The 19,931-nt window shown below is 63.1% G+C and carries 19 protein-coding genes and 1 tRNA gene; 16 read left to right on the forward strand and 4 right to left on the reverse strand.

Features of this window, described 5'->3' with window-relative positions:
* Positions 1-34 precede the first annotated feature (34 nt).
* The 9 genes from hflX (at position 35) to RTQ46_RS10235 (ending at position 8,583) form a co-directional block, all read left to right on the forward strand.
* Positions 35-1,267, forward strand: a complete 1,233-nt coding sequence (hflX, locus tag RTQ46_RS10195) for a GTPase HflX (RefSeq protein WP_312436314.1) — start codon at positions 35-37, stop codon at positions 1,265-1,267.
* Positions 1,268-1,269: 2 nt separating this feature from the next.
* Positions 1,270-2,550, forward strand: coding sequence for an FtsH protease activity modulator HflK (gene hflK, locus RTQ46_RS10200; protein ID WP_312436315.1), 1,281 nt, complete (start codon positions 1,270-1,272; stop codon positions 2,548-2,550).
* Positions 2,550-3,446, forward strand: coding sequence for a protease modulator HflC (gene hflC, locus RTQ46_RS10205; RefSeq protein WP_312436316.1), 897 nt, complete (start codon positions 2,550-2,552; stop codon positions 3,444-3,446). The genes hflK and hflC overlap by 1 nt, the downstream gene beginning before the upstream one ends.
* A 240-nt stretch (positions 3,447-3,686) precedes the next feature.
* Positions 3,687-4,847 (forward strand): ATP phosphoribosyltransferase regulatory subunit, encoded by a 1,161-nt coding sequence (locus RTQ46_RS10210; RefSeq protein WP_312436317.1) that lies wholly within the window; start codon positions 3,687-3,689, stop codon positions 4,845-4,847.
* 3 nt (positions 4,848-4,850) lie between these two features.
* On the forward strand, positions 4,851-6,164 hold the full coding sequence (locus tag RTQ46_RS10215; RefSeq protein WP_312436318.1) for an adenylosuccinate synthase: 1,314 nt from the start codon (positions 4,851-4,853) through the stop codon (positions 6,162-6,164).
* Between the two features lie 66 nt (positions 6,165-6,230).
* A complete protein-coding gene (locus tag RTQ46_RS10220) occupies positions 6,231-6,776 on the forward strand; it encodes a phosphoribosyltransferase family protein (protein ID WP_308925303.1) in 546 nt (181 codons plus the stop codon).
* Between the two features lie 69 nt (positions 6,777-6,845).
* Positions 6,846-7,355: a GNAT family N-acetyltransferase gene (locus tag RTQ46_RS10225; protein WP_312436321.1), complete on the forward strand. Its 510-nt coding sequence runs from the start codon at positions 6,846-6,848 to the stop codon at positions 7,353-7,355.
* Positions 7,352-8,281 carry a WD40 repeat domain-containing protein gene (locus RTQ46_RS10230; protein WP_312436323.1) on the forward strand — a complete coding sequence of 310 codons (930 nt, stop codon included), beginning with the start codon at positions 7,352-7,354 and terminating at the stop codon, positions 8,279-8,281. The genes RTQ46_RS10225 and RTQ46_RS10230 overlap by 4 nt, the downstream gene beginning before the upstream one ends.
* The gene (locus RTQ46_RS10235; RefSeq protein ID WP_312436324.1) at positions 8,278-8,583 is read left to right on the forward strand and encodes an NIPSNAP family protein; all 306 of its coding nucleotides are present in this window, start codon (positions 8,278-8,280) and stop codon (positions 8,581-8,583) included. Before RTQ46_RS10230 ends, RTQ46_RS10235 begins: the two co-directional genes overlap by 4 nt.
* A 12-nt stretch (positions 8,584-8,595) precedes the next feature.
* Here RTQ46_RS10235 and RTQ46_RS10240 read toward each other — a convergent pair whose 3' ends face one another.
* A complete protein-coding gene (locus tag RTQ46_RS10240) occupies positions 8,596-9,294 on the reverse strand; it encodes a hypothetical protein (protein ID WP_312436326.1) in 699 nt (232 codons plus the stop codon).
* A 173-nt stretch (positions 9,295-9,467) separates the two neighbouring features.
* On the opposite strand from RTQ46_RS10240, the gene RTQ46_RS10245 reads away from it, so the two are divergent.
* The gene (locus tag RTQ46_RS10245) at positions 9,468-10,094 is read left to right on the forward strand and encodes a flavin reductase family protein (protein WP_312436327.1); all 627 of its coding nucleotides are present in this window, start codon (positions 9,468-9,470) and stop codon (positions 10,092-10,094) included.
* A 30-nt stretch (positions 10,095-10,124) separates the two neighbouring features.
* On the opposite strand, the gene RTQ46_RS10250 is transcribed toward RTQ46_RS10245, so the two are convergent.
* Entirely contained in the window at positions 10,125-12,752 is a 2,628-nt protein-coding gene (locus RTQ46_RS10250; protein ID WP_312436329.1) for a hypothetical protein, read from the reverse strand.
* A gap of 205 nt (positions 12,753-12,957) precedes the next feature.
* On the opposite strand from RTQ46_RS10250, the gene otnI reads away from it, so the two are divergent.
* Positions 12,958-13,740 (forward strand): 2-oxo-tetronate isomerase, encoded by a 783-nt coding sequence (otnI, locus tag RTQ46_RS10255; RefSeq protein WP_312436330.1) that lies wholly within the window; start codon positions 12,958-12,960, stop codon positions 13,738-13,740.
* On the opposite strand, the gene RTQ46_RS10260 is transcribed toward otnI, so the two are convergent.
* Positions 13,737-14,579, reverse strand: coding sequence for a helix-turn-helix domain-containing protein (locus RTQ46_RS10260; protein WP_312436331.1), 843 nt, complete (start codon positions 14,577-14,579; stop codon positions 13,737-13,739). The two genes, otnI and RTQ46_RS10260, sit on opposite strands and share 4 nt — an antisense overlap.
* Positions 14,580-14,743: 164 nt before the next feature.
* On the opposite strand from RTQ46_RS10260, the gene RTQ46_RS10265 reads away from it, so the two are divergent.
* From RTQ46_RS10265 to RTQ46_RS10275, 3 genes are all read left to right on the forward strand, one after another.
* A complete protein-coding gene (locus RTQ46_RS10265) occupies positions 14,744-15,148 on the forward strand; it encodes a DUF3224 domain-containing protein (RefSeq protein ID WP_312436333.1) in 405 nt (134 codons plus the stop codon).
* Between the two features lie 65 nt (positions 15,149-15,213).
* Positions 15,214-15,498 carry an autorepressor SdpR family transcription factor gene (locus tag RTQ46_RS10270; protein WP_312436334.1) on the forward strand — a complete coding sequence of 95 codons (285 nt, stop codon included), beginning with the start codon at positions 15,214-15,216 and terminating at the stop codon, positions 15,496-15,498.
* Positions 15,495-16,142 (forward strand): SdpI family protein, encoded by a 648-nt coding sequence (locus RTQ46_RS10275; protein WP_312436336.1) that lies wholly within the window; start codon positions 15,495-15,497, stop codon positions 16,140-16,142. Before RTQ46_RS10270 ends, RTQ46_RS10275 begins: the two co-directional genes overlap by 4 nt.
* 177 nt (positions 16,143-16,319) lie before the next feature.
* Here RTQ46_RS10275 and uvrB read toward each other — a convergent pair whose 3' ends face one another.
* A complete protein-coding gene (uvrB, locus tag RTQ46_RS10280) occupies positions 16,320-18,407 on the reverse strand; it encodes an excinuclease ABC subunit UvrB (RefSeq protein WP_312436338.1) in 2,088 nt (695 codons plus the stop codon).
* A 120-nt stretch (positions 18,408-18,527) separates the two neighbouring features.
* Here uvrB and RTQ46_RS10285 point away from each other — a divergent pair, with 120 nt between their 5' ends.
* Together RTQ46_RS10285 and RTQ46_RS10290 are read left to right on the forward strand one after the other, a co-directional pair.
* Positions 18,528-19,742: an amino acid aminotransferase gene (locus tag RTQ46_RS10285; protein WP_312436339.1), complete on the forward strand. Its 1,215-nt coding sequence runs from the start codon at positions 18,528-18,530 to the stop codon at positions 19,740-19,742.
* Positions 19,743-19,859: 117 nt separating this feature from the next.
* A tRNA-Asn gene (locus RTQ46_RS10290) sits at positions 19,860-19,931 on the forward strand.

Consider the following 19,931-nt stretch of genomic DNA (forward strand, 5'->3'; position numbering starts at 1 on the left):
CATCGGCGCCCGCGCCAACCTGCCCGACACCATCATGCGCGCGGCACTAGTCGGAGTTGACTTCGGTCACAGCGACTTCGCCGCCAGCATGGAGGAGTTGATGCTGTTGTCGCGATCCGCCGGCGCGGACCCGATTTCCACCATCACGGCCAAGCGTTCCAGTCCCGATTCCGCCTACTTTGTCGGCAGCGGCAAGGCGGACGAGATAGGCGACGCCGTCGTCAACGATGGCCTGGAAATCGTCATCTTCAACCATGCCCTGTCGCCCGCACAGCAGCGCAATCTGGAAAAGCGCCTGAATGTGCGCGTGCTCGACCGCACCAGCCTGATCCTCGACATCTTTGCGCAGCGCGCGCAAAGCCACGAGGGCAAGCTGCAGGTCGAGCTGGCGCAGCTGCAGCATCTGGCCACGCGCCTGATCCGCGGCTGGACTCACCTGGAACGGCAAAAGGGCGGTATTGGCCTGCGCGGTCCCGGCGAGACGCAGCTCGAGACCGACCGCCGGCTGATCGGCGACCGCGTCAAGGCGCTGCGCGCACGTCTGGAAAAACTGCACAAGCAGCGCGAAACCCAGCGCCGCGCGCGTGGCCGCAATCACACGTTTTCCGTGTCGCTGGTCGGCTATACCAATGCCGGCAAGTCGACCCTGTTCAACGCCGTGACCAAGGCCGGCGTGTATGTCGCCGACCAACTGTTCGCCACGCTGGACACCACCTCGCGCCGGGTATATCTTGGCCAGGAAGTGGGCAATGTGGTGATCTCGGACACGGTCGGTTTCGTGCGCGAACTGCCGCACCAGCTGGTGGCCGCTTTTCGCGCCACGCTGGAAGAAACCATCCACGCCGATCTGCTGCTGCATGTCGTCGACGCCTCGTCGCCGGTGCGCATGGAGCAGATCGAACAGGTCAACCTGGTGTTGCAGGAGATCGGCGCCGATCATATTCCGCAGATACTCGTGTGGAACAAGATCGACGCGGCCGGACTGGAGCCGTCGGTCGAGCGTGGCGAGGACGGCACGATCAGCCGCGTGTTCGTCAGTGCGCAGAAAGGCAGCGGGCTCGACCTGCTGCGCGAAGCGATCGTCGAAATGGCGAAAAATGCACCGCGCTCGGCGCACCTCTATCAGAACGATGAAGCACAGGACAGCCAGCTGGTCGCCGAGCAGGACGACCAGCAGGACTTGCACGATGGCGCCGCCCTGGACCTGCCACAAGAAGCTGGCCAGGACGATGGTATTTCCACCCACTCCAAAGTCGGAACACGATAGTTATGCTTGTCTCCCTACTCAAAAAAACAGGCTTGAAGTTGTCCCTGAACGATCCCCGCTGGGGCAATCAGAAGGATGACGGCAAGAAAGCCCAAGAAGGCAAAAAGCCCGGCGAAGGTCCTCCCGACCTCGATCAGCTGTGGCGCGATTTCAACCAGCGCCTGAACGCCTTTTTCGGCCAGAAAAACCGTCCGGACAACGGCGGCAACGGCGGCAACGGTGCCGGCGGCCCGCGTCCGGACATGAAGGGTGCCGGCATCACCGCCGGCGTGGTCGGCGTGATCGCCGTGCTGATCTGGCTCGCCAGCGGCGCGTTCATCGTGCAGGAGGGGCAGAGCGGCGTAGTGCTGACGTTCGGCCAATACACGCGCACGGCGCCAGCCGGTCTCAACTGGCGCTGGCCGTATCCGTTCCAGACCGATGAAACTGTCAATGTGTCGCAGGTGCGCACGGTGGAAGTGGGTTACCGCCAGTCGCTGCGCACCAAACAGGCCGACGAGTCGCTGATGCTGACGGACGATGAAAACATCATCGACATCCAGTTTGCCGTGCAATACACGCTCAATGATCCTGTTCAATGGCTGTTCAGCTTGCGCGACCAGGAAGACACCCTGCGCCAGGTCGCCGAAACGGCGATCCGCGAAGTGGTGGGGCGCAGCAAGATGGACTTCGTGCTGTATGAAGGGCGCGAGAAAGTGGCGTTCGACACGCAGAAATTGATGCAGCAGATACTGGACGATTACAAGGCTGGTGTGTTGATCAACAACGTGACGATGCAGGCGGTGCAGCCGCCCGAGCAGGTGCAAGCGGCGTTCGACGATGCCGTGAAAGCAGGCCAGGACCGCGAACGCCAGAAGAATGAAGGCCAGGCTTACGCCAACGACGTGATTCCGAAAGCGCGCGGCGCCGCCTTCCGCCTGATGGAAGAAGCCGAAGCATACAGCTCGATGGTCACCGAAAACGCCGCCGGTAATGCATCGCGCTTCAAGCAGGTGCTGGTGGAATACCAGAAAGCGCCTGCCGTCACGCGCGACCGCATGTACTTGGAAACGATGCAGCAAGTGTTCACCAGCGCCAGCAAGGTGATGGTGGACGCGAAAAGCGGCAGCAACCTGTTGTACCTGCCGCTCGACAAGCTGATCGCCCAGACGGCCGCCGCGGACGCCAGCGCTGCTGCTGCCCGTGCCGCCACGCCTGCCACTACCACTGCCTTGCCACAGGACGCCATGCCGACAGTAGAAGTCAATACGCGCCGCTCTTCGCGTGAACGGGAGAGCCGCTGATGAACCGTATCGTAGCCGCCCTGATCGCGGGCTTTATCGCGATCATGCTGCTGTCCTCGACCGTGTTCGTGGTCGACGCGCGCAAGTATGCAGTGGTCTTCGCCCTCGGTGAAGTCAAGGATGAAATCAGCGAGCCGGGCTTGTATTTCAAGCTGCCGCCACCGTTCCAGAATGTGATGTATCTGGACAAACGCATCCTGACGCTCGATACGCCGGAGCCGGAACGCTTCATCACGGCCGAGAAGAAAAACATCCTGGTCGACGCTTATGTGAAATGGCGCATCACCAATCCGAAGACGTATTTCCGCAGCTTCGGCGGTGATGAAAGCCGCGCCCGCGACCGCATGTCGCAAATCGTCAAGGCTGCACTGAACGACGAAATCACCAAGCGCACTGTGCGCGAAGTGATCTCTGGCCAGCGCGGCAAGGTGATGGAGGCGATCAAGGCCAAGGTGGCGGCCGAGGCCGTGGCCATCGGCGTGGGTATTGTCGACGTGCGCCTGAAGCGCGTCGACTATGTCGAGCAGATCAACAACTCGGTGTACGAACGGATGAAGTCCGAGCGCGTGCGCGTGGCCAACGAGCTGCGTTCGACCGGTTCGGCCGACTCCGAGAAGATCCGCGCCGATGCCGACAAGCAGCGCACCGTGATCCTTGCCGAAGCCTACCGCGAAGCCGAAAAGCTGCGCGGCGAGGGCGACGCCAAGGCCTCGCAGATCTACGCCGAAGCATTTGGCCGCAATCCGGAGTTCTACAAGTTCTACCGCAGTCTCGAAGCCTACCGCGCCACGTTCAAGGACAAGGGCGACGTGATGGTGGTCGATTCGAACTCGGAGTTCTTCAAGTACTTCAAGAACGGCGGCTCGGCCGGTGCTGCGGCAGCACCGAAGAAGTAATCCAGGGTAGTCCTTCAGGCGGGGCCGGCAGCGATGCCGGCCCCGTTTTTTTGTGCCGTTTTTGACGCAGCAGACAGGCGCAAACGGCGCTTTTTTCGCCGCCAGCGGCTGCCAGGGCAAGAACTTATCCCTAAAGCCACATATTTTCGCGTAAAATATCAGGTTCGGCCTCTTGCCTGGCGCGCCTGCCGCTGCCTCGCCTGATGCATTTTTCAACTTTCTTCCGTATCTCGCTCCCTCATGCCGAATTGGCTTTTGCCCGAAAATATTGCCGATGTGTTGCCGTCGGAAGCGCGCAAGATCGAAGAGCTGCGCCGCCTCATGCTGGATAATTTCCGTCTGTACGGATATGAACTGGTGATGCCGCCGCTGCTCGAATATCTGGAGTCGCTGATGACCGGCGCCGGCAAGGATACCGATCTGCGCACCTTCAAGCTGGTGGACCAGCTGTCGGGCCGCATGCTCGGCCTGCGCGCCGACATGACCACGCAAGTGGCCCGCATCGACGCCCACCTGCTCAACCGCGCCACCGTCACCCGCCTGTGCTATGCCGGCAGCGTGCTGCATACCCGTCCGTCGGGCCTGCACGCCACCCGCGAGCCGCTGCAGATCGGCGCCGAAATCTACGGCCACGCCGGCCTGGAAGCGGACGCCGAGATCCAGGAACTGGCGCTCGCTTCGCTGGCACTGGCCGGCTTTGACTCGGTGCGCCTTGATCTGTCGCACGTCGGCCTGTTGCGCGCTATTATTGCGCAGGACGCGGGTGCGAGCCGCGACGAAGCTGCCCTGTACAGCCTGCTGCGCGCCAAGGATGCGCCAGGCTTGCGCGCGCTGACCGCGTCGTATGACCCGGTCACGCGCGATGCCCTGCTGGCCCTGCCGAACCTGTACGGCGACATCGATGTGCTGTCGCGTGCGCGCGAGGTGCTGCCGCCCTTGCCGGGCGTGCAGAAGGCGCTGGCCGAACTGGCCGCGTTGGCAGGCTCGGCCATCGGTCGCGCCGAAGTGGCGATCGACCTGGCCGACTTGCGAGGCTACCAATATGAAAGCGGCGCGATGTTTGCGCTGTATGTACCTGGCTTGCCGAACGCGGTTGCGCGCGGCGGCCGTTATGACCACGTCGGCGAAGCGTTCGGCCGGGCTCGTCCCGCGACCGGCTTCTCGCTCGATTTGCGCGAACTGGCGCGCCTGTTGCCGACCGCGGAGCGTAAACACTCGATCCGCGCTCCGTGGGGCAGCGCGCCAGAATTGAAGGAAAAAATCGCCGAGTTGCGCAAGGCGGGCGAGGTCGTGATCCAGAGTTTGCCGGGTCACAGTAATGAACAAGACGAGTTCGAGTGCGATCGCGTGCTGGTACTTGCCGATAATGGTAGTAGCTGGATTCTTAAAAACTTAGGTTAAGTGATGTCAAAGAAAATTATGGCAAAGAACGTCGTTGTCATCGGCACCCAATGGGGCGATGAAGGTAAAGGCAAGATCGTCGACTGGTTGACCGATCACGCCCAGGGTGTGGTGCGCTTCCAGGGCGGCCACAATGCAGGCCACACGCTGGTCATCGGCGGCGTCAAGACCGCGCTGCAGCTGATCCCTTCGGGCATCATGCGTCCAGGCGTGGCCTGCTACATCGGCAACGGTGTGGTGGTGTCGGTGCCGGACGTGCTGCGCGAAATCGACAAGCTCGAAGCGGTCGGCGTCGAAGTCGCTTCGCGCCTGAAAGTGTCGGACGCGGCGCCCGTGATCCTGCCTTACCACGCCGCGATCGACCTGGCGCGTGAAGCCAAGCGTGGCGAAGCGAAGATCGGCACCACCGGCAAGGGCATCGGCCCTGCCTACGAAGACAAGGTAGCCCGCCGCGCGATCCGTATCGCCGACCTGCTCAACGAGAAGCGCTTCGCCGAGAAACTGGCCGAGAACCTCGATTACCACAACTTCGTGCTGGAAAACTACCTGAAGGCACCGAAGGTCGATTACCAGAAGACCCTCGACGACGCGCTGGCCTACGTGCCGCGCCTGCGTCCGATGGTCACCGACGTGTCGAGCGCGCTGTACGCAGCGCACAAGGCTGGCGCCAACCTGCTGTTCGAAGGCGCGCAGGGTTCGCTGCTCGACGTCGACCACGGCACCTATCCGTTCGTTACCTCGTCGAACTGCGTGGCCGGCAATGCCGCCGCCGGTTCGGGCGTCGGTCCCGGCATGCTGCACTACATCCTGGGCATCACCAAGGCCTACACGACGCGCGTCGGCTCCGGCCCGTTCCCGTCGGAACTGCCGACCGATGCCGGCGTGGGCCATCACCTGGCGCAAGTCGGCCATGAATTCGGCACCGTGACGGGCCGCGCCCGCCGCTGCGGCTGGTTCGACGCCGCCTTGCTGCGCCGCTCGGTGCAGATCAACGGCGTGTCGGGCATGTGCCTGACCAAGCTGGATGTGCTGGACGGCATCGAAACGCTGAAGCTGTGCACCGGCTACACCATCGACGGCGTGGCCGTCGATATCTTCCCGTCGGGCGCCGAAGAAGCAGCGCGCTGCGTGCCGGTGTACGAAGAGATGCCGGGCTGGACCGAAAGCACGGTCGGCGCGAAATCGCTGGCGGCCCTGCCGGCAACAGCGCGCGCTTACATCAAGCGCATCGAAGAGCTGGTCGGCGTGCCGGTCGACATGGTCTCGACCGGTCCGGATCGCGAAGAAACCATCGTCCTGCGCCACCCGTTCGAATAAACGCGTAGCACCCAATCCGCCGCAAGGCGGATTTTTTCAAGCAACGAATAAAAAGATACACACATCATGACTACGCCACAAAGCAATGACCAGCACCTGTGGGTGAACTGGGAAGAATACCACCGCCTGATCGAGCGCCTGGCGCTCAAGGTCCACGAGTCGGGCTGGAAGTTTGACCAGGTGCTGTGCCTGGCGCGCGGCGGCGTGCGCCCCGGCGACGTCTTCTCGCGCATTTTCGACCTGCCGCTGGCGATCCTGTCGACCAGCTCGTACCGCGAAGACAAGGGCACCACCCAGGGCGACCTCGATATCGCCAAATACATGACCATGACCAAGGGCCCGCTGGCCGGCCGCATCCTGCTGGTCGACGACCTGGCCGACTCGGGCGTCACGCTCGACAAAGTCACGCGCCACCTGAAAGACAATTTCCCGGGCGTGACCGAAGTCAAGTCGGCCGTGATCTGGCTGAAAGGCTGCTCCGTCGTGCGTCCCGACTACTTCCTGGAAGAATTGCCGCACAACCCATGGATTCATCAGCCGTTCGAAGACTACGACGGCCTGCGCCCGCACCAGCTGGCGGCATGGATCAAGAAAGGCGAAACGGGCAAGTAATTCCCTTTTCGTGTAGCCTGAAAAAAGACGATCGTGTATCGTCTTTTTTTTCGCCTCAAGGAATTGCGCATGACCATACTGCACACGGCGCGGCTGCGCCTGGAACCCGTCACGGAACAGCATTACGAGGCCATGCACGCCATGAACTCCGATAGCGAAGTGATGACTTACCTCAACGCCGGCCAGCCCGAGACGGAAGAGCACACACGCGCCGCCGTCGCCCGCATCATGGCACGCTGGGCCGAGTGGGGCTATTCGTGGTGGGCCCTGATGCGCAAGGACGACCAGGTGCTGGTCGGCATGGCCTGTTTGCAGCATCTGGGCGGCGACAGAACACAGCCGCACGAAATCGGCTGGCGCCTGGCGCGCGCGGGATGGGGCAAAGGTTATGCCAGCGAAGCGGCCAATGCCATCGTCGCGCATGCGTTCGAGGTCGTCGAGGCGCCGTTCGTGGTCGCCGTCGCCCATCCCGATAACGCCGCCTCGATCAAGGTGATGACGCGGCTGGGCATGCGCTACACGGGCATGGAAAAACACTATGACCTCGACAGCGTCGTGTATCGCCTGGACCGTCCATGAAAGCATTACCGTTGAAACCGTTGAACCTGGGCTGCGCCTACAGTGTGCGGTTTTCGCCCGATGGCACGCGCCTGGCGGTGCTCGGTCACGACCTGATCCTGTGGGACGTGGCGGCGCGCCAGAAACTGTGGCGCGGCAAGCCCATCCCCCATTGCTCGGCAATGGCGTTCTCGCCCGATGGCAGCCAACTGGCCGTGAAAAGCACGACCGGGCTGATGGCGGTGGTCGATGCGGCCTCGGGCGACGTGGTGCTTAACTTTCGAAACAAAAAGGACGGCGAAGGGAGCGCCCCGGCCTGGTCGCCGTGCGGACACTATATCGCCGACGGCGGCTGGGACGGCCGCCTGCAGGTGCGCGAGGCCGCCACCGGCGAGGTCATCTTCGTGCAGGAGCATGCCGGCGAGATGCTGCATGATGTGATCGCCATCGATGGTGGCCAGCGTTTGCTGGTGCTGCATGGCGTCAAATCCGTGGAAGAAGGCCAGGTGCAGCCGCCCGATTACGTCACCATGTGGGATTGGCCCCTGCTGGCCGGCGCCGGACGCACCGTGCTGTCGCTGGCTGACCTCAGCTCGATCGCGGCCTCGGCCGACGGACAATACCTGGCAGTATTGCACCGCGCCGATGGTGCCGAACGGCTGTCGGTATTTTCACTGACAGATGGCTGGCAGCTTGCCTCCACCGTGGTGGGGCAGGGCGGCGGCACCGGCAATACGCTGTGCTGGTCGCCCGACGGCCATACGGTCGGACGCATCGGCAAGGGCAAGCTGGAGTTTTACGGCTGGCCGGCTTTGACACTGCAGCAGGAACTGCCCTTCACCTATCCCTGTGCGCTGGCTTTTCTGCCCGGCACGCCGCTGGCCGCCATCGGCTCGTGGGAAAAGGGCGTGCTGCTGGAATTGAATTTGAATAGGGAACCCATATGATCACCTGCTACCTGCGCTACATCATCGATCCATATAAATTGCAGGAATTCGAACACTACGGCAAGCTGTGGATACCGCTGGTCGAGCGCTTCGGCGGCCACCACCACGGTTACTTCCTGCCCTCGGAAGGCGCCAGCAATGTGGCGCTGGCGATGTTCTCGTTTCCCAGCCTGGCGCTGTACGAGCAATACCGTATCGACTCGCTGCAGGATGCAGAATGCCAGGCGGCGTTTCGCTATGCCGAAGAGACGCGCTGCATCATCAGCTATGAACGCAGTTTTTTCAGGCCGGTGTTGGGCTGAGCTGTCCCTGCCCTAGAAGCGGATCGGGCAGGGCGCGGCGGTGCCGCCGCCAAAGCCCGCATAACCGGACCTGGCGCTGAGGTTCAGCGTCATGCTGCCCTTGTCCGGCATGTAGATGCAGTATTCGCCGGTGGCCGTGATGACGCGGTAGATGCGCTTGGGATCATTCGGCGCGCTCCATAGTTCGATCCGTGATGCCTCGTGCCATTTCGGCTTGACGGCCGCATGCGCTTCGGCAAACCCTTTTGCCAGCCGGGTCTGCGGCGTATCGGCAGGCTTGACGAATTCCTGCGGATGCTCGGCGCGCAGCTGGCGGTCGATGGCGCCAACCGATTGCAGCGCCTGCTGTGCCAGGGTAGGGGCGGCGGGCGATGGCGTGGGCGCCGGCTCGGCCGGCTGGCTGATCTCGGCCGGCTGGTCCGGCGTGATGACGGGCGCCGCGCTCGGCGGCGAGGCATGCCGGGCTCTTGCCGCAGGGGCTGGCGCATGGACAGGCGCAGGGATGAGCGTGACTGGCGGCGTCACCAGCTTTGGTGGCTGTTGCCGCTGTAGCAGCTGTACCCATGTGCGCTGGTCAGGCTCGATGCTGCGGTGGACCGGCCGCGTGGCCGCCCAGAACGCCGCCAGGTGCAAAACGGCAATGGCGGCAACCGGCCAGCCTCGATGGCGCCGGCCGATGGCAAAGCTGTGCTGCGCGGGATAGAAGCTCATCTGTTCCAAAGGGCGCTGGATGGAGGAGGCACCAGTATGCAAATTTGCAATAGTTCTGTAAACCGCTTTCGTGCGCAATGCAGATGGCGCGCCTGAAGGTATCGCAATATGCGCCCGTGCAATGATTTTGTTAAGCTGCCAGTCCGGCCCCGCCAACCACCACAGGAAATTGCATGCCCGAGAATAGCCATTTTTATGAACCCGCCCACGGCCACGCCCTGCCGCACGACCCGTTCAACGCGATCGTCGGGCCACGGCCGATCGGCTGGATCGCCACGCGCAGCAATGCCGGCGTGCTGAACCTGGCGCCCTACAGCTTTTTCAATGCCTTCAATTACACGCCGCCGCTGATCGGCTTTGCCAGCATCGGCCGCAAGGATACCTTGCGCAATATCGAGGAGAACGGCGAATTCGTGTGGAACCTGGCCACGCGGCCGCTGGCCGTAGCGATGAACGCCAGCTGCGCGGCCGCGCCGCCCGAGGTCGATGAATTCACGCTGGCTGGCTTGACGCCGCTTGCCTCGCGCATTGTCCAGGTGCCGCGCGTGGCGGAGAGCCCGGTGTCGTTCGAATGCCGGCGCACGCAGATCATCGAGCTGCAGGGCCTGAACGGCGATGGCGTCGGCAGCTGGCTGGTGCTGGGGGAAGTGGTGGGCGTGCATATCGCGCGCCACCTGCTGGTCGATGGCGTGTACGACACGGCCGCCGCCGCGCCGATACTGCGCGGCGGCGGCCCGGCCGATTATTTCGAAGTCAGGGCGGACAGCCTGTTCCGGATGCGCCGGCCAGCCTGGCCATAAAACTGCCACGGGCCAGGCTGGCGAAAGCACTTACTGCCAGACCTTGTCGGTCCAGTCGCGCCACGTTTTCAGGCGCGCCCCTTCGGCGCCCAGTTGCGCCGCTTTCCACTGGCCATACTGCTGTTCCTGCTCGGTGGTGATCTGGGTGTACTGGTTCCAGTTCATGTAGCGCGTGCCGTCGGCGCGCACGCCCAGCGGCTGCTTGCTGCTGTCGAGGCAGTAGCGGAAGCCCGAGACATTTTCCGCGTCGCCCAGCATGGTGTTGGACGGGTCGCAGCGGCGCCAGTTGCTGACGGGCTGCCTGGTATAGAGCGTATTGAACATCGCGATGCCGCCGTTGATGACCTTGAGGTACATGTCATCGCCCATCTCGTCGAGAAAGTGGAAACGGTTGCGCGCCACGCCTTCCGGCACCGATTTGTCCAGGTAGTTGACGATGTCGAGGTGCTTGAGTACCTGGCCGCGGCCGTACCGGCCGTCATTTTTCACCAGGTCGGACTGGCTCGGGTCGTACAGCACGATGTCGTTGTTGACGTACTGGGCAGACTTGATGCGCGCCTGCAGCAGCCGCACCACATGCGCGCTTTGCGCCGAGCGCGCGGCCGGCGTGGCGTCGCCAACCAGCTGGGCGATATAGTCGTCGAACGCGGTCAGATACGGCCAGTCCATGGGATAATTGACCCAGCCGCTCTGGCCGCCCGGATTGACCGTCATCTGCAGCTGGTACCACTGGTTGCTGCGGTAGTAGGAGCCGACGATATTGCCGGTCTCCCATGCGGTGACCCACTCGCGCGTGATCCTGCCGCTGGCGTCCTTGTCTTCCTGGTACACCATGTGCGGCGCCAGGAAGAACAGGCTGACGGTATTGAACGGCCAGCCATGCGCCTCGCCGCGGCCTTTCCAGGCGCCGGTGGTCTTGTCCTTTTCGCCGATAAACCATTGCTGGTTGCCTTCGAGCGAGAAATCCTGCGCCATTTCCCACTGCTTGACGCTGGTCCAGTGCAGCATGCTGGCTACCGCGCGCTCGATAAAGGCATTGGTGCCGAAGGCGTTGGCAGGGTCGGCCTGCGTGGTGCTGGCGGCCGCCAGCTGCTTGAGGTTGGCGGCGCCCACCTGCGCACCGAACTGGCCGTTGCTGGCGATATGGTTGCCGCGTCCGCCGCCCAGGTAGTTATAGCCTTCCCAGCCCGAGATATAGAACATGTCCATGATCTGCGCGCGCTGGTCCGGCGTCAGATGGCTCCAGTCGGCCATGTTGCCGTTCGGATTTTTATGCGCTTTCAGCCAGCTGATCAGTTCCAGGTATTTGCCGTTCGGGTTTTTCATGCCCTGGCCCGGAAACGCCACGCCGTTGGCAAAGCCGGAGCCGTCGGCCCTGGTCGGCCACACGTCGAGCGGATGGATGGTAGGCAGCCAGGCGTTCCAGTCGGGGAACTGCAGGGCAACCGGAATCTCGCGCGCATTCAGGGTGGCGTCCGGATTCATCACGGCGTCCACCTCGGCCTGCGAGATCGACAGCGGCTGGGTGACATCCTTGCCGAACAGCGCTTTCAAGGCATCGGCAGGGGAGCTCAGCACGGCTTCCAGTCCGGCGCCGGCCGCCCATGCGGTGGCGCAATCGGCCGCATGGCAGTCGAGGCCGGGACCGGGCTGGTAGGGCGGATTCCATGGCCGCGCTCTGGCGACATACGGCACGTCGTTCAGGGTCGAGCGCAGGAAGGCCACCAGCTGCTTGCCCTGGGTCTCGCTCAAGCCATGGAAGCGGCTGCGCTGCACGATGGCGTGATCGGAATAATTGAAGTACTGCAGGTCGCGCCCGTTTTCCGCATGGCAGGAAGTACAGGCCGCCTGCAGCTTGCGCGCCACGATGGACGATTTGGACAGCACGCCGTGGCCGTACCACAGCGCCTTGCCGGCCGCCACGTCGGCAGGCTTGATGGCGGCGATCACGGCCGCGCTGCGCTCGCTGGCCGGGTCGAAGCGTTCGATGGTATTGCTGCCGACGTCATTCGCGCCGCCATCCTGCAGCTGCACGTTGAGCACGCGGTAGCCGTTCGATTCGCCATCGGTGCCGTTGAAGCGGAACTGCACCTGGTTGCGGCCCGGCAGCGCGACCAGGCGCGCGCGCGTGGCCGCGTCGAGCGCCAGCGTCACGCGGGTGGTGTACAGGCCGCCATTGATGCCGCCGTGCAGGCGTTCGTCGTCGGCCAGCGTGACGTTGGCGTCGGTAATGTCGACCCATGGCACATTGGCCGCGTCGGCGTCCGCCACGCCGCCGAGGATGCGCACGCTGGCCTTGATCTTGGCCGGCAAGTCGCTGGCGGCCTCGAATTCGGGCGCGCCATAAAAGCCGCAGCGATGGCACTGGAACCACAGCTGCGCCACCTCGCCCAGTTTGCCGGAAGCGATGCCCAGGCCCGCCTCGACGATCACCGGTGCGCGCGGCGAGCCGCTGCCCAGCACTTCCAGCGGCAGTTGCAGTACTGCAGCATCGCCGCCGGCCGCCGCTGCGTTCACCGTCATGGCAGCCAGCGCGGCCGGCGCAGTTTTGTCGGTGCCGCCACCGCCGCAGGCGCTCAGCAGCAGCGCCGTGCTCAAACCCAGCCCCAGCGCGAACGACGCTGGCAGTCGCAGCCTGTTGTGGATAGTTAAACTCATGGAATCTTCTCCCTGTACCAACATTATGAAAAGGAAGTGCCGCGAAATGCCATGCAGTGCATGGACTGGCAGTTCCATTTATTTCCCTGTGGAAATTCTATGTTTGGAAAGATTATCAGGAGGCCATTGTTTTTCCGCCCCCCAAAAGAGGGGGAGAGCGTTATATTGGCATGATGAAGATTCTGCCCTGTTCAAGGAGACCCGCATGCCCCGCTTTGCCGCCAACCTGACGATGATGTTCAATGAAGTGCCTTTCCCGCAGCGTTTTGCCGCGGCGGCGAAGGCCGGCTTCAGCGGCGTCGAATTCCTGTTCCCGTACGAGCATGCGCCGCAGGACGTGGCCGGCTGGCTGCGCGAGAGCGGATTGCAGAACGTGCTGTTCAACCTGCCACCGGGTGACTGGGCAGCTGGCGAGCGCGGCATCGCGTCGCTACCGGGCCGCGAGGACGAATTTCGCGCCGGTGTGGCGCAAGCCATCGAGTATGCGCTGGCGCTGGGCACCCCGCGCGTGCATATGATGGCCGGGCTGGTGCCTGCCGGCGCCGACCTGGCGCTGCACCGCGCCACCTACCTGGCCAACCTGGCATACGCGGCCAGGGCGGTGGGCGAGCATGGCATCGAACTGCTGATCGAACCGATCAACGGGCGCGACATGCCGGGGTATTTCCTCGTCACGCAGGCGCAGGCCCATGCGCTGCGCGTGGAGTCGGGCGAGGCCAACGTCAAGGTGCAGATGGATTGTTATCACGCGCAGATCGTCGAGGGCGACCTCGCCACCACGCTCAAGAAGAACTTTAACGGCATCGGCCACGTGCAGATCGCCAGCGTGCCGGCGCGCAATGAGCCGGACGATGGCGAAGTCAATTACCCGTACCTGTACACCCTGCTCGACGAACTGGGCTATGACGGCTGGATCGGCTGCGAATACCGGCCGCGCGGGCGTACCGAGGAGGGCCTGGGCTGGCTTGCCGCCTGGCTGCAGCGTTAGCCAGCCCCGGGCAGCTGGGCGCGGCGGTAGCCGAGCGGCGTGCTGCCCACCAGTGCCGTGAATTGCCCGCTGAAATGGGCCTGGTCAAAAAAGCCCAGTTCCTGCGCCAGGCTGGCCAGGTCGGGCGCGTCGGGCTGGGCCAGGCGCCAGATCGCCTCCTGCAGGCGATAACGCTGGATCACCCATTTCGGCGGCACGCCCACGTAATCGGCGAACAGGCGCTGCAGGCGGCGTTCGCCGATTGCCATCTGTTCACACCACTGCGCCACGCTGGCCGGGCCGTGTGGCGCGGCCACCGCAGCGGTGAGCCGGGCCGCCAGCAGGGCGTTGTCATCGCTCTGCGGCAGCACCGCCAGCAGCATCGCCTGCGCCTGCGCCACCATCGCGCGGTCGTCACTCCGCTGCAGTACCAGTGCTTCCGCCTCGGCGGCCGGCATGCCCAGCAGCGTATCGGCGTCGATCGTGCTGTCGGTAAACGACGACAGCGGCTGGCTGATGAAAGGGCGCAGGCCGCCCGGTGCAAACCGCACACCCAGCACCTTGCCGGCGCCTGCCAGCGGCCGGTCGTACGCGCCGCGCACCACGCCATGGATGGCGGTGCGGCCCGCCTCGAACACCAGGTGCGCATTCGGATATGGCAGCACGCGCTGGGTTTCCGGCGCGCGGTCCTGCAGGTTCCATTGCACCACCCAGAAATAGTCAACGAAGGGCGCCAGCGCGGCGTCAGGCGGGTAGGTTGCCAGCCGTATGCGGCGTGCCGTGGCGCGCGGATCGACGATGCCCTTGGGCGTGTGTTTGACCTCGGTCAGCAAATTGGTGGTGCTGTCGGCTTTATCCAAGATGGTTCTTTCGGGCGGCGTTACGCTGCTGTTTTCGTCCGGATGGAAGGGGAGTCATGAAACCGTACCGCGCAGTTCGCCCAATGCTGGGCTTGTTGTTCGCTGCATATTGTCAATCGGTGGCGCCCGCGTTCGCGGCGCCGCACATGGAAGGAGATCATCGCATGCATAGCCATGTTTCGGGAAGTTTCAGCGTCACCATGACGCCGGCCGCCACGCCGCAGCGCTTCGGCCGCACGGCGCTGGGCAGGATGCTGCTGGAAAAGGTCTACACGGGCGAGCTGGCGGCCACCGCCAGCGGCGAGATGCTCAGCGCCGTCACCGACACCAACGGTGCGGCGGCCTATGTCGCCATCGAGGCGATTACGGGCGTGCTGCAGGGCCGGCAAGGCAGTTTCGTGGTGCGGCACGCCGGCACCATGGCCGATGGCAAGCAGGAACTGTCCATCGTGATCGTGCCCGATTCCGGCACGGGTCAGCTGGAGGGCATCCGCGGCACGATGGCCATCCGCATCGAGGCGGGGCAGCATTTCTACGATCTCGATTATTCGTTGCCGCAGTCCCGATAAGGCTTGACCGGCGTGGCAGTAGTGATTATATTTAGATAAATGTCTAATTAGATGATTGTCTCAATATGAATGCCACCAACAGCGCCTTCAAGGCGATCGCCGATCCGGCGCGGCGCGAAATTCTGCGGCTGCTGCGGGCTGGCGAAATGACGGCCGGCGACCTGGCCGGCCATTTCGACATGAGCAAGCCCACCATGTCGCACCATTTCGCCGTGCTGGCGGACGCCGACCTGATCACGCGCCGGCGCGACGGCCAGACCATCTGGTATGGCTTGAATACCACCGTGCTGCAGGATGTGCTGGCCTGGATGCTGGACCTGACCCATCACGACCACAAGGAGAACACATGATGAAAGCACGTCTTATCGTTCCAAGCCTGTTGCTGATCGCGGCCGCCAGCGCCGCCACCATTTACGTCTGGCCGCAGTTGCCTGACGTGGTGGCGGTACACTGGAATTATCGTGGAGAGGTGGACGGCTACGCGCCGCGCGCGGTGCTGTGGCTGCTGGGGCCGGGCCTGATGGCCTTCATGATGTTGCTGGCCTTGCTGCTGCCCACGCTGTCGCCGCGCCGCTACGAGGTGCAGCCGTTCGCGCCGACGTTTTATTACAGCTTTGTCGTCGTGCAATGCCTGCTCGCGTATGTCCATGGGCTGGTGCTGGCCAGCGCCAGCGGCGTCGCGGTGCCGATCGACAAGGCGGTGCGGGCCGGCCTGTTCGTGATGCTGGTATTGGCCGGCAATCCGATGGGCAAGGTGCGGCGCAATTTTTACCTGGGCATCCGCACGCCGTGGACGCTGGCCAGCGAACGCGTCTGGTATGCCACGCACCGGCTGGCGGCGCGGCTGATGGTGGCCAGCGGCTTGCTGGGACTGGCCGTGCTGGCGCTGGGCGCGCCGGGCTGGCTGCTGCTGGCACTGGCGCTGGCCTGGGCGCCGCTGGCGGTGCTGTATTCGCTGTTGCAGTACAAGCGGCTGGAACACACCGCGCAGTGAAGGCTGCTGGCGTCGGATTACGCGGCTGCGCCGCTAATCCGACCTGCGCCATGCCGCGATGGGACAGGTGGGCCGGATCAGGCGCAAAGCGCCGTAATCCGACAACATTGTTGGCGCCATCGATGTTGTCGGATGACGGTCCTTCGGACCTGATCCGACCTGCACATCCGATCGCAGCTATTTGCCCAGAATCGACGTCACATTGTCGGTCCCCGGCGCACCGAACAGCTGCTGCTTGAGGATATGCAGCTGGTCGCGCACCTGCGCCGCTTTTTCGAACTCCAGGTTCTTGGCGTGGTCGACCATGAGTTTTTCCAGGCGCTTGATTTCCTTGCTGACCTGTTTCTCGCTCATCGATTCGAACTTGGCCGTTTCCTGCGCCACCTGCAGGTTTTCGCGCGCTTCCTGCGGGCTGTAAACGCCGTCGATCATTTCGCGGATCGATTTCTTGACGCCGATCGGCACGATGTTGTTGGCGGTATTGAAGGCGATCTGCTTGGCGCGGCGCCGCTCCGTTTCGTCGATGGCGCGGCGCATGGAATCAGTGATGCGGTCGCCGTACAGGATCGCGGTGCCGTTCAGGTTGCGCGCGGCGCGCCCGATGGTCTGGATCAGGCTGCGTTCGGAGCGCAAAAAGCCCTCTTTGTCGGCGTCAAGAATGGCCACCAGCGACACTTCCGGCAAGTCCAGGCCCTCGCGCAGCAAGTTGATGCCGACCAGCACGTCGAACGTGCCCAGCCGCAGGTCGCGCAGAATCTCCACGCGCTCGACGGTTTCGATATCGCTGTGCAGGTAGCGCACCTTGATGCCATGGTCGCCCAGGTATTCGGTCAACTGCTCGGACATGCGCTTGGTCAATGTGGTGACCAGCACCCGCTCGTCCTTCTTGATGCGCTCGACGATTTCCGACATCAGATCGTCGACCTGGCTGCTGGCCGGGCGCACGATGATCTGCGGGTCGACCAGGCCGGTCGGGCGCACCACCTGCTCGACCACCTGGTCGGAGTGCTGTTTTTCGTACTCGGCCGGCGTGGCCGACACAAAGATCGTCTGGCGCATCTTCTGCTCGAATTCCTCGAATTTCAAGGGCCGGTTGTCGAGCGCCGACGGCAGGCGGAAGCCATAGTCGACCAGGTTGGTCTTGCGTGAACGGTCGCCGTTGTACATGGCGCTCAGCTGGCCCGTCAGCACGTGCGACTCGTCGAGGAACATGATGGCGTCGGGCGGCAGGTAGTCGACCAGGGTCGGCGGCGGCTGGCCGGGCAGGGCGCCGGACAGGTGGCGCGAATAGTTTTCGATGCCCTTGGTAAAGCCGATCTCGGCCATCATTTCCAGGTCAAAACGCGTGCGCTGTTCCAGGCGCTGCTCCTCGATCAGCTTGTTTTCCTTGCGGAAAAATTCGAGGCGGTCGCGCAGCTCTTCCTTGATGGTTTCGACGGCGCGCAGCACGGTCGAGCGCGGCGTCACGTAATGCGAACCCGGATATACGGTAAAGCGCGGAATCTTCTGCCGCACGCGGCCCGTCAGCGGGTCGAACAGCTGGATCGATTCGATCTCGTCGTCGAACATTTCCAGGCGTACCGCCAGCTCGGCGTGCTCGGCCGGGAAGATGTCGATGGTGTCGCCGCGCACGCGGAAGGTGCCGCGGCCGAAGTCGACTTCGTTGCGCGTATATTGCATCTGGATCAGGCGCGCGATCACGTCGCGCTGGCTCACTTTATCCTTGACGCGCAAGGTCAGAATCATCTGGTGGTATTCGTTCGGATTACCGATACCGTAGATGGCCGAGACGGTGGCGACGATCACCACATCGCGCCGTTCCATCAGCGACTTGGTGCACGACAGGCGCATCTGCTCGATATGCTCGTTGATCGAGGAATCTTTCTCGATGAACAGGTCGCGCTGCGGCACGTATGCTTCCGGCTGATAGTAATCGTAGTAGCTGACGAAATACTCGACGGCGTTCTGCGGGAAGAAGTCGCGGAACTCGCTGTACAGCTGCGCGGCCAGCGTCTTGTTCGGCGCAAAGATAATCGCCGGACGGCCCATGCGCGCGATCACGTTGGCCATGGTATAGGTCTTGCCCGAACCCGTCACGCCCAGCAGGGTCTGGAAGGCCAGGCCGTCGCCGATGCCTTCGGCCAGTTGCGCGATCGCGGTCGGCTGGTCGCCGGCCGGCAGAAAAGGCTGGTGCAGCTTGAACGGGGAATCGGGGAAGGTAACGACTGTCGGTTCGGTGTCGTTGACGTTGGATAAATCGGGCATGTGAATCAGACCTTTGTTAGAATAGACCTCTGCTGGCAGCCCCGAAGCAAGTTTCAACAGTATCCGGGCGCTGTCGACAACTCCGCTGTGAACCTGCTTCCAATCGAATCCAATCTTATCATGACGAACCCAACTGTTTCTGCCAGTCTGTTTAGCGCCATCGAGATGGCCCCACGTGACCCGATCCTGGGTATCACCGAAGCATTTAACGCGGACCAGAATCCCGCTAAAATCAATCTCGGCGTCGGCGTTTATTATGACGACAACGGCAAAGTGCCTCTGTTAGCTTGCGTACGCAAAGCTGAAGCGATCCTGATCGAACAGGCCGCACCACGCACCTACCTGCCGATCGAAGGCCTCGCGGCTTACGATAAAGCGGTACAAGAACTGGTATTTGGGGCCGACAGTGCCGTGATTCAAGAGCGCCGCGCGATTACCGTGCAAGCCATCGGCGGCACCGGCGCACTGAAGATCGGCGCAGACTTCCTGCAGCGTTTCGCACCCGGTGCCCAGGTCTATATCAGTGACCCGAGCTGGGAAAATCACCGCGCGCTGTTCGAGAGCGCCGGTTTCGTAGTCAACAACTACACCTATTATGACGCCGCCACCCATGGCGTCGATTTTGAAGGCATGCTGGCCAGCCTGAACAACATGCCGGCCGGCTCCATCGTGCTGCTGCACGCCTGCTGCCACAACCCGACTGGCGCCGACCTGACGGTTGACCAGTGGGACCAGATTATTTCCGTCGTCACCTCGCGCGGCCTGGTGCCGTTCCTCGACATGGCCTACCAGGGCTTCGCCAACGGCATCGCCGAAGACGGCGCCGTGGTGCAGCGCTTCGCCGATGCCGGCGGCCCGCTGCTGGTGTCGAACTCGTTCTCGAAGTCGTTCTCGCTGTACGGCGAGCGCGTCGGCGCCCTGAGCGTGGTGGCCTCCAGCGCCGAAGAAGCGTCGCGTCTGCTGTCGCAACTGAAGCGCGTGGTGCGTACCAACTACTCGAACCCGCCAGTGCACGGCGGCAAGGTCGTCGCCACCGTGCTGTCGACCCCGGAACTGCGCCAGCTGTGGGAAGAAGAGCTGGCCGGCATGCGCGTGCGCATCCGCGAAATGCGCAATGCCTTCGTTGAAAAACTGAAGGAAAAAGCACCAGGCCACGATTTTGAATTCGTGCGCCAGCAGATCGGCATGTTCTCCTATTCCGGTCTCACCAAAGAGCAGGTGGCATCGCTGCGCGAGCAGTCGATCTACGCCGTCGATACCGGTCGCATCTGCGTGGCAGCATTGAATTCGCGCAATATCGACATCGTGATTGACGCGATTGCCAAAGTGCTTTAAGATCTTGCTTCTTCGGTGCTGCTTGCAAGAGCGGCACCGAAGGCAATAGAAGGTTGTAGAAGTCGTATTGAGAAGTCTTGCAAATACGAAATAAGCGACATATAATATTGCCTCTTTTCCCTGATAGCTCAGTTGGTAGAGCGACGGACTGTTAATCCGCAGGTCCCTGGTTCGAGTCCAGGTCGGGGA

This window comes from Janthinobacterium sp., from assembly GCF_031995485.1.
In the GTDB taxonomy this organism is placed as follows: Bacteria; Pseudomonadota; Gammaproteobacteria; order Burkholderiales; family Burkholderiaceae_D; genus Janthinobacterium.

Bases quoted from the DNA above. Each gene is read 5' to 3' on its own strand.
- hflC (WP_312436316.1), top strand. From the start codon at position 2,550: ATGAACCGTATCGTAGCCGCCCTGATCGCGGGCTTTATCGCGATCATG.
- hflX (WP_312436314.1), top strand. From the start codon at position 35: ATGCGCGCGGCACTAGTCGGAGTTGACTTCGGTCACAGCGACTTCGCC.
- RTQ46_RS10270 (WP_312436334.1), top strand. From the start codon at position 15,214: ATGAATGCCACCAACAGCGCCTTCAAGGCGATCGCCGATCCGGCGCGG.
- otnI (WP_312436330.1), top strand. From the start codon at position 12,958: ATGCCCCGCTTTGCCGCCAACCTGACGATGATGTTCAATGAAGTGCCT.
- RTQ46_RS10240 (WP_312436326.1), bottom strand. From the start codon at position 9,294: ATGAGCTTCTATCCCGCGCAGCACAGCTTTGCCATCGGCCGGCGCCAT.
- uvrB (WP_312436338.1), bottom strand. From the start codon at position 18,407: ATGCCCGATTTATCCAACGTCAACGACACCGAACCGACAGTCGTTACC.
- RTQ46_RS10215 (WP_312436318.1), top strand. From the start codon at position 4,851: ATGTCAAAGAAAATTATGGCAAAGAACGTCGTTGTCATCGGCACCCAA.
- RTQ46_RS10230 (WP_312436323.1), top strand. From the start codon at position 7,352: ATGAAAGCATTACCGTTGAAACCGTTGAACCTGGGCTGCGCCTACAGT.
- RTQ46_RS10210 (WP_312436317.1), top strand. From the start codon at position 3,687: ATGCCGAATTGGCTTTTGCCCGAAAATATTGCCGATGTGTTGCCGTCG.
- RTQ46_RS10220 (WP_308925303.1), top strand. From the start codon at position 6,231: ATGACTACGCCACAAAGCAATGACCAGCACCTGTGGGTGAACTGGGAA.
- RTQ46_RS10265 (WP_312436333.1), top strand. From the start codon at position 14,744: ATGCATAGCCATGTTTCGGGAAGTTTCAGCGTCACCATGACGCCGGCC.
- RTQ46_RS10245 (WP_312436327.1), top strand. From the start codon at position 9,468: ATGCCCGAGAATAGCCATTTTTATGAACCCGCCCACGGCCACGCCCTG.
- RTQ46_RS10235 (WP_312436324.1), top strand. From the start codon at position 8,278: ATGATCACCTGCTACCTGCGCTACATCATCGATCCATATAAATTGCAG.
- hflK (WP_312436315.1), top strand. From the start codon at position 1,270: ATGCTTGTCTCCCTACTCAAAAAAACAGGCTTGAAGTTGTCCCTGAAC.
- RTQ46_RS10285 (WP_312436339.1), top strand. From the start codon at position 18,528: ATGACGAACCCAACTGTTTCTGCCAGTCTGTTTAGCGCCATCGAGATG.
- RTQ46_RS10275 (WP_312436336.1), top strand. From the start codon at position 15,495: ATGATGAAAGCACGTCTTATCGTTCCAAGCCTGTTGCTGATCGCGGCC.
- RTQ46_RS10225 (WP_312436321.1), top strand. From the start codon at position 6,846: ATGACCATACTGCACACGGCGCGGCTGCGCCTGGAACCCGTCACGGAA.
- RTQ46_RS10250 (WP_312436329.1), bottom strand. From the start codon at position 12,752: ATGAGTTTAACTATCCACAACAGGCTGCGACTGCCAGCGTCGTTCGCG.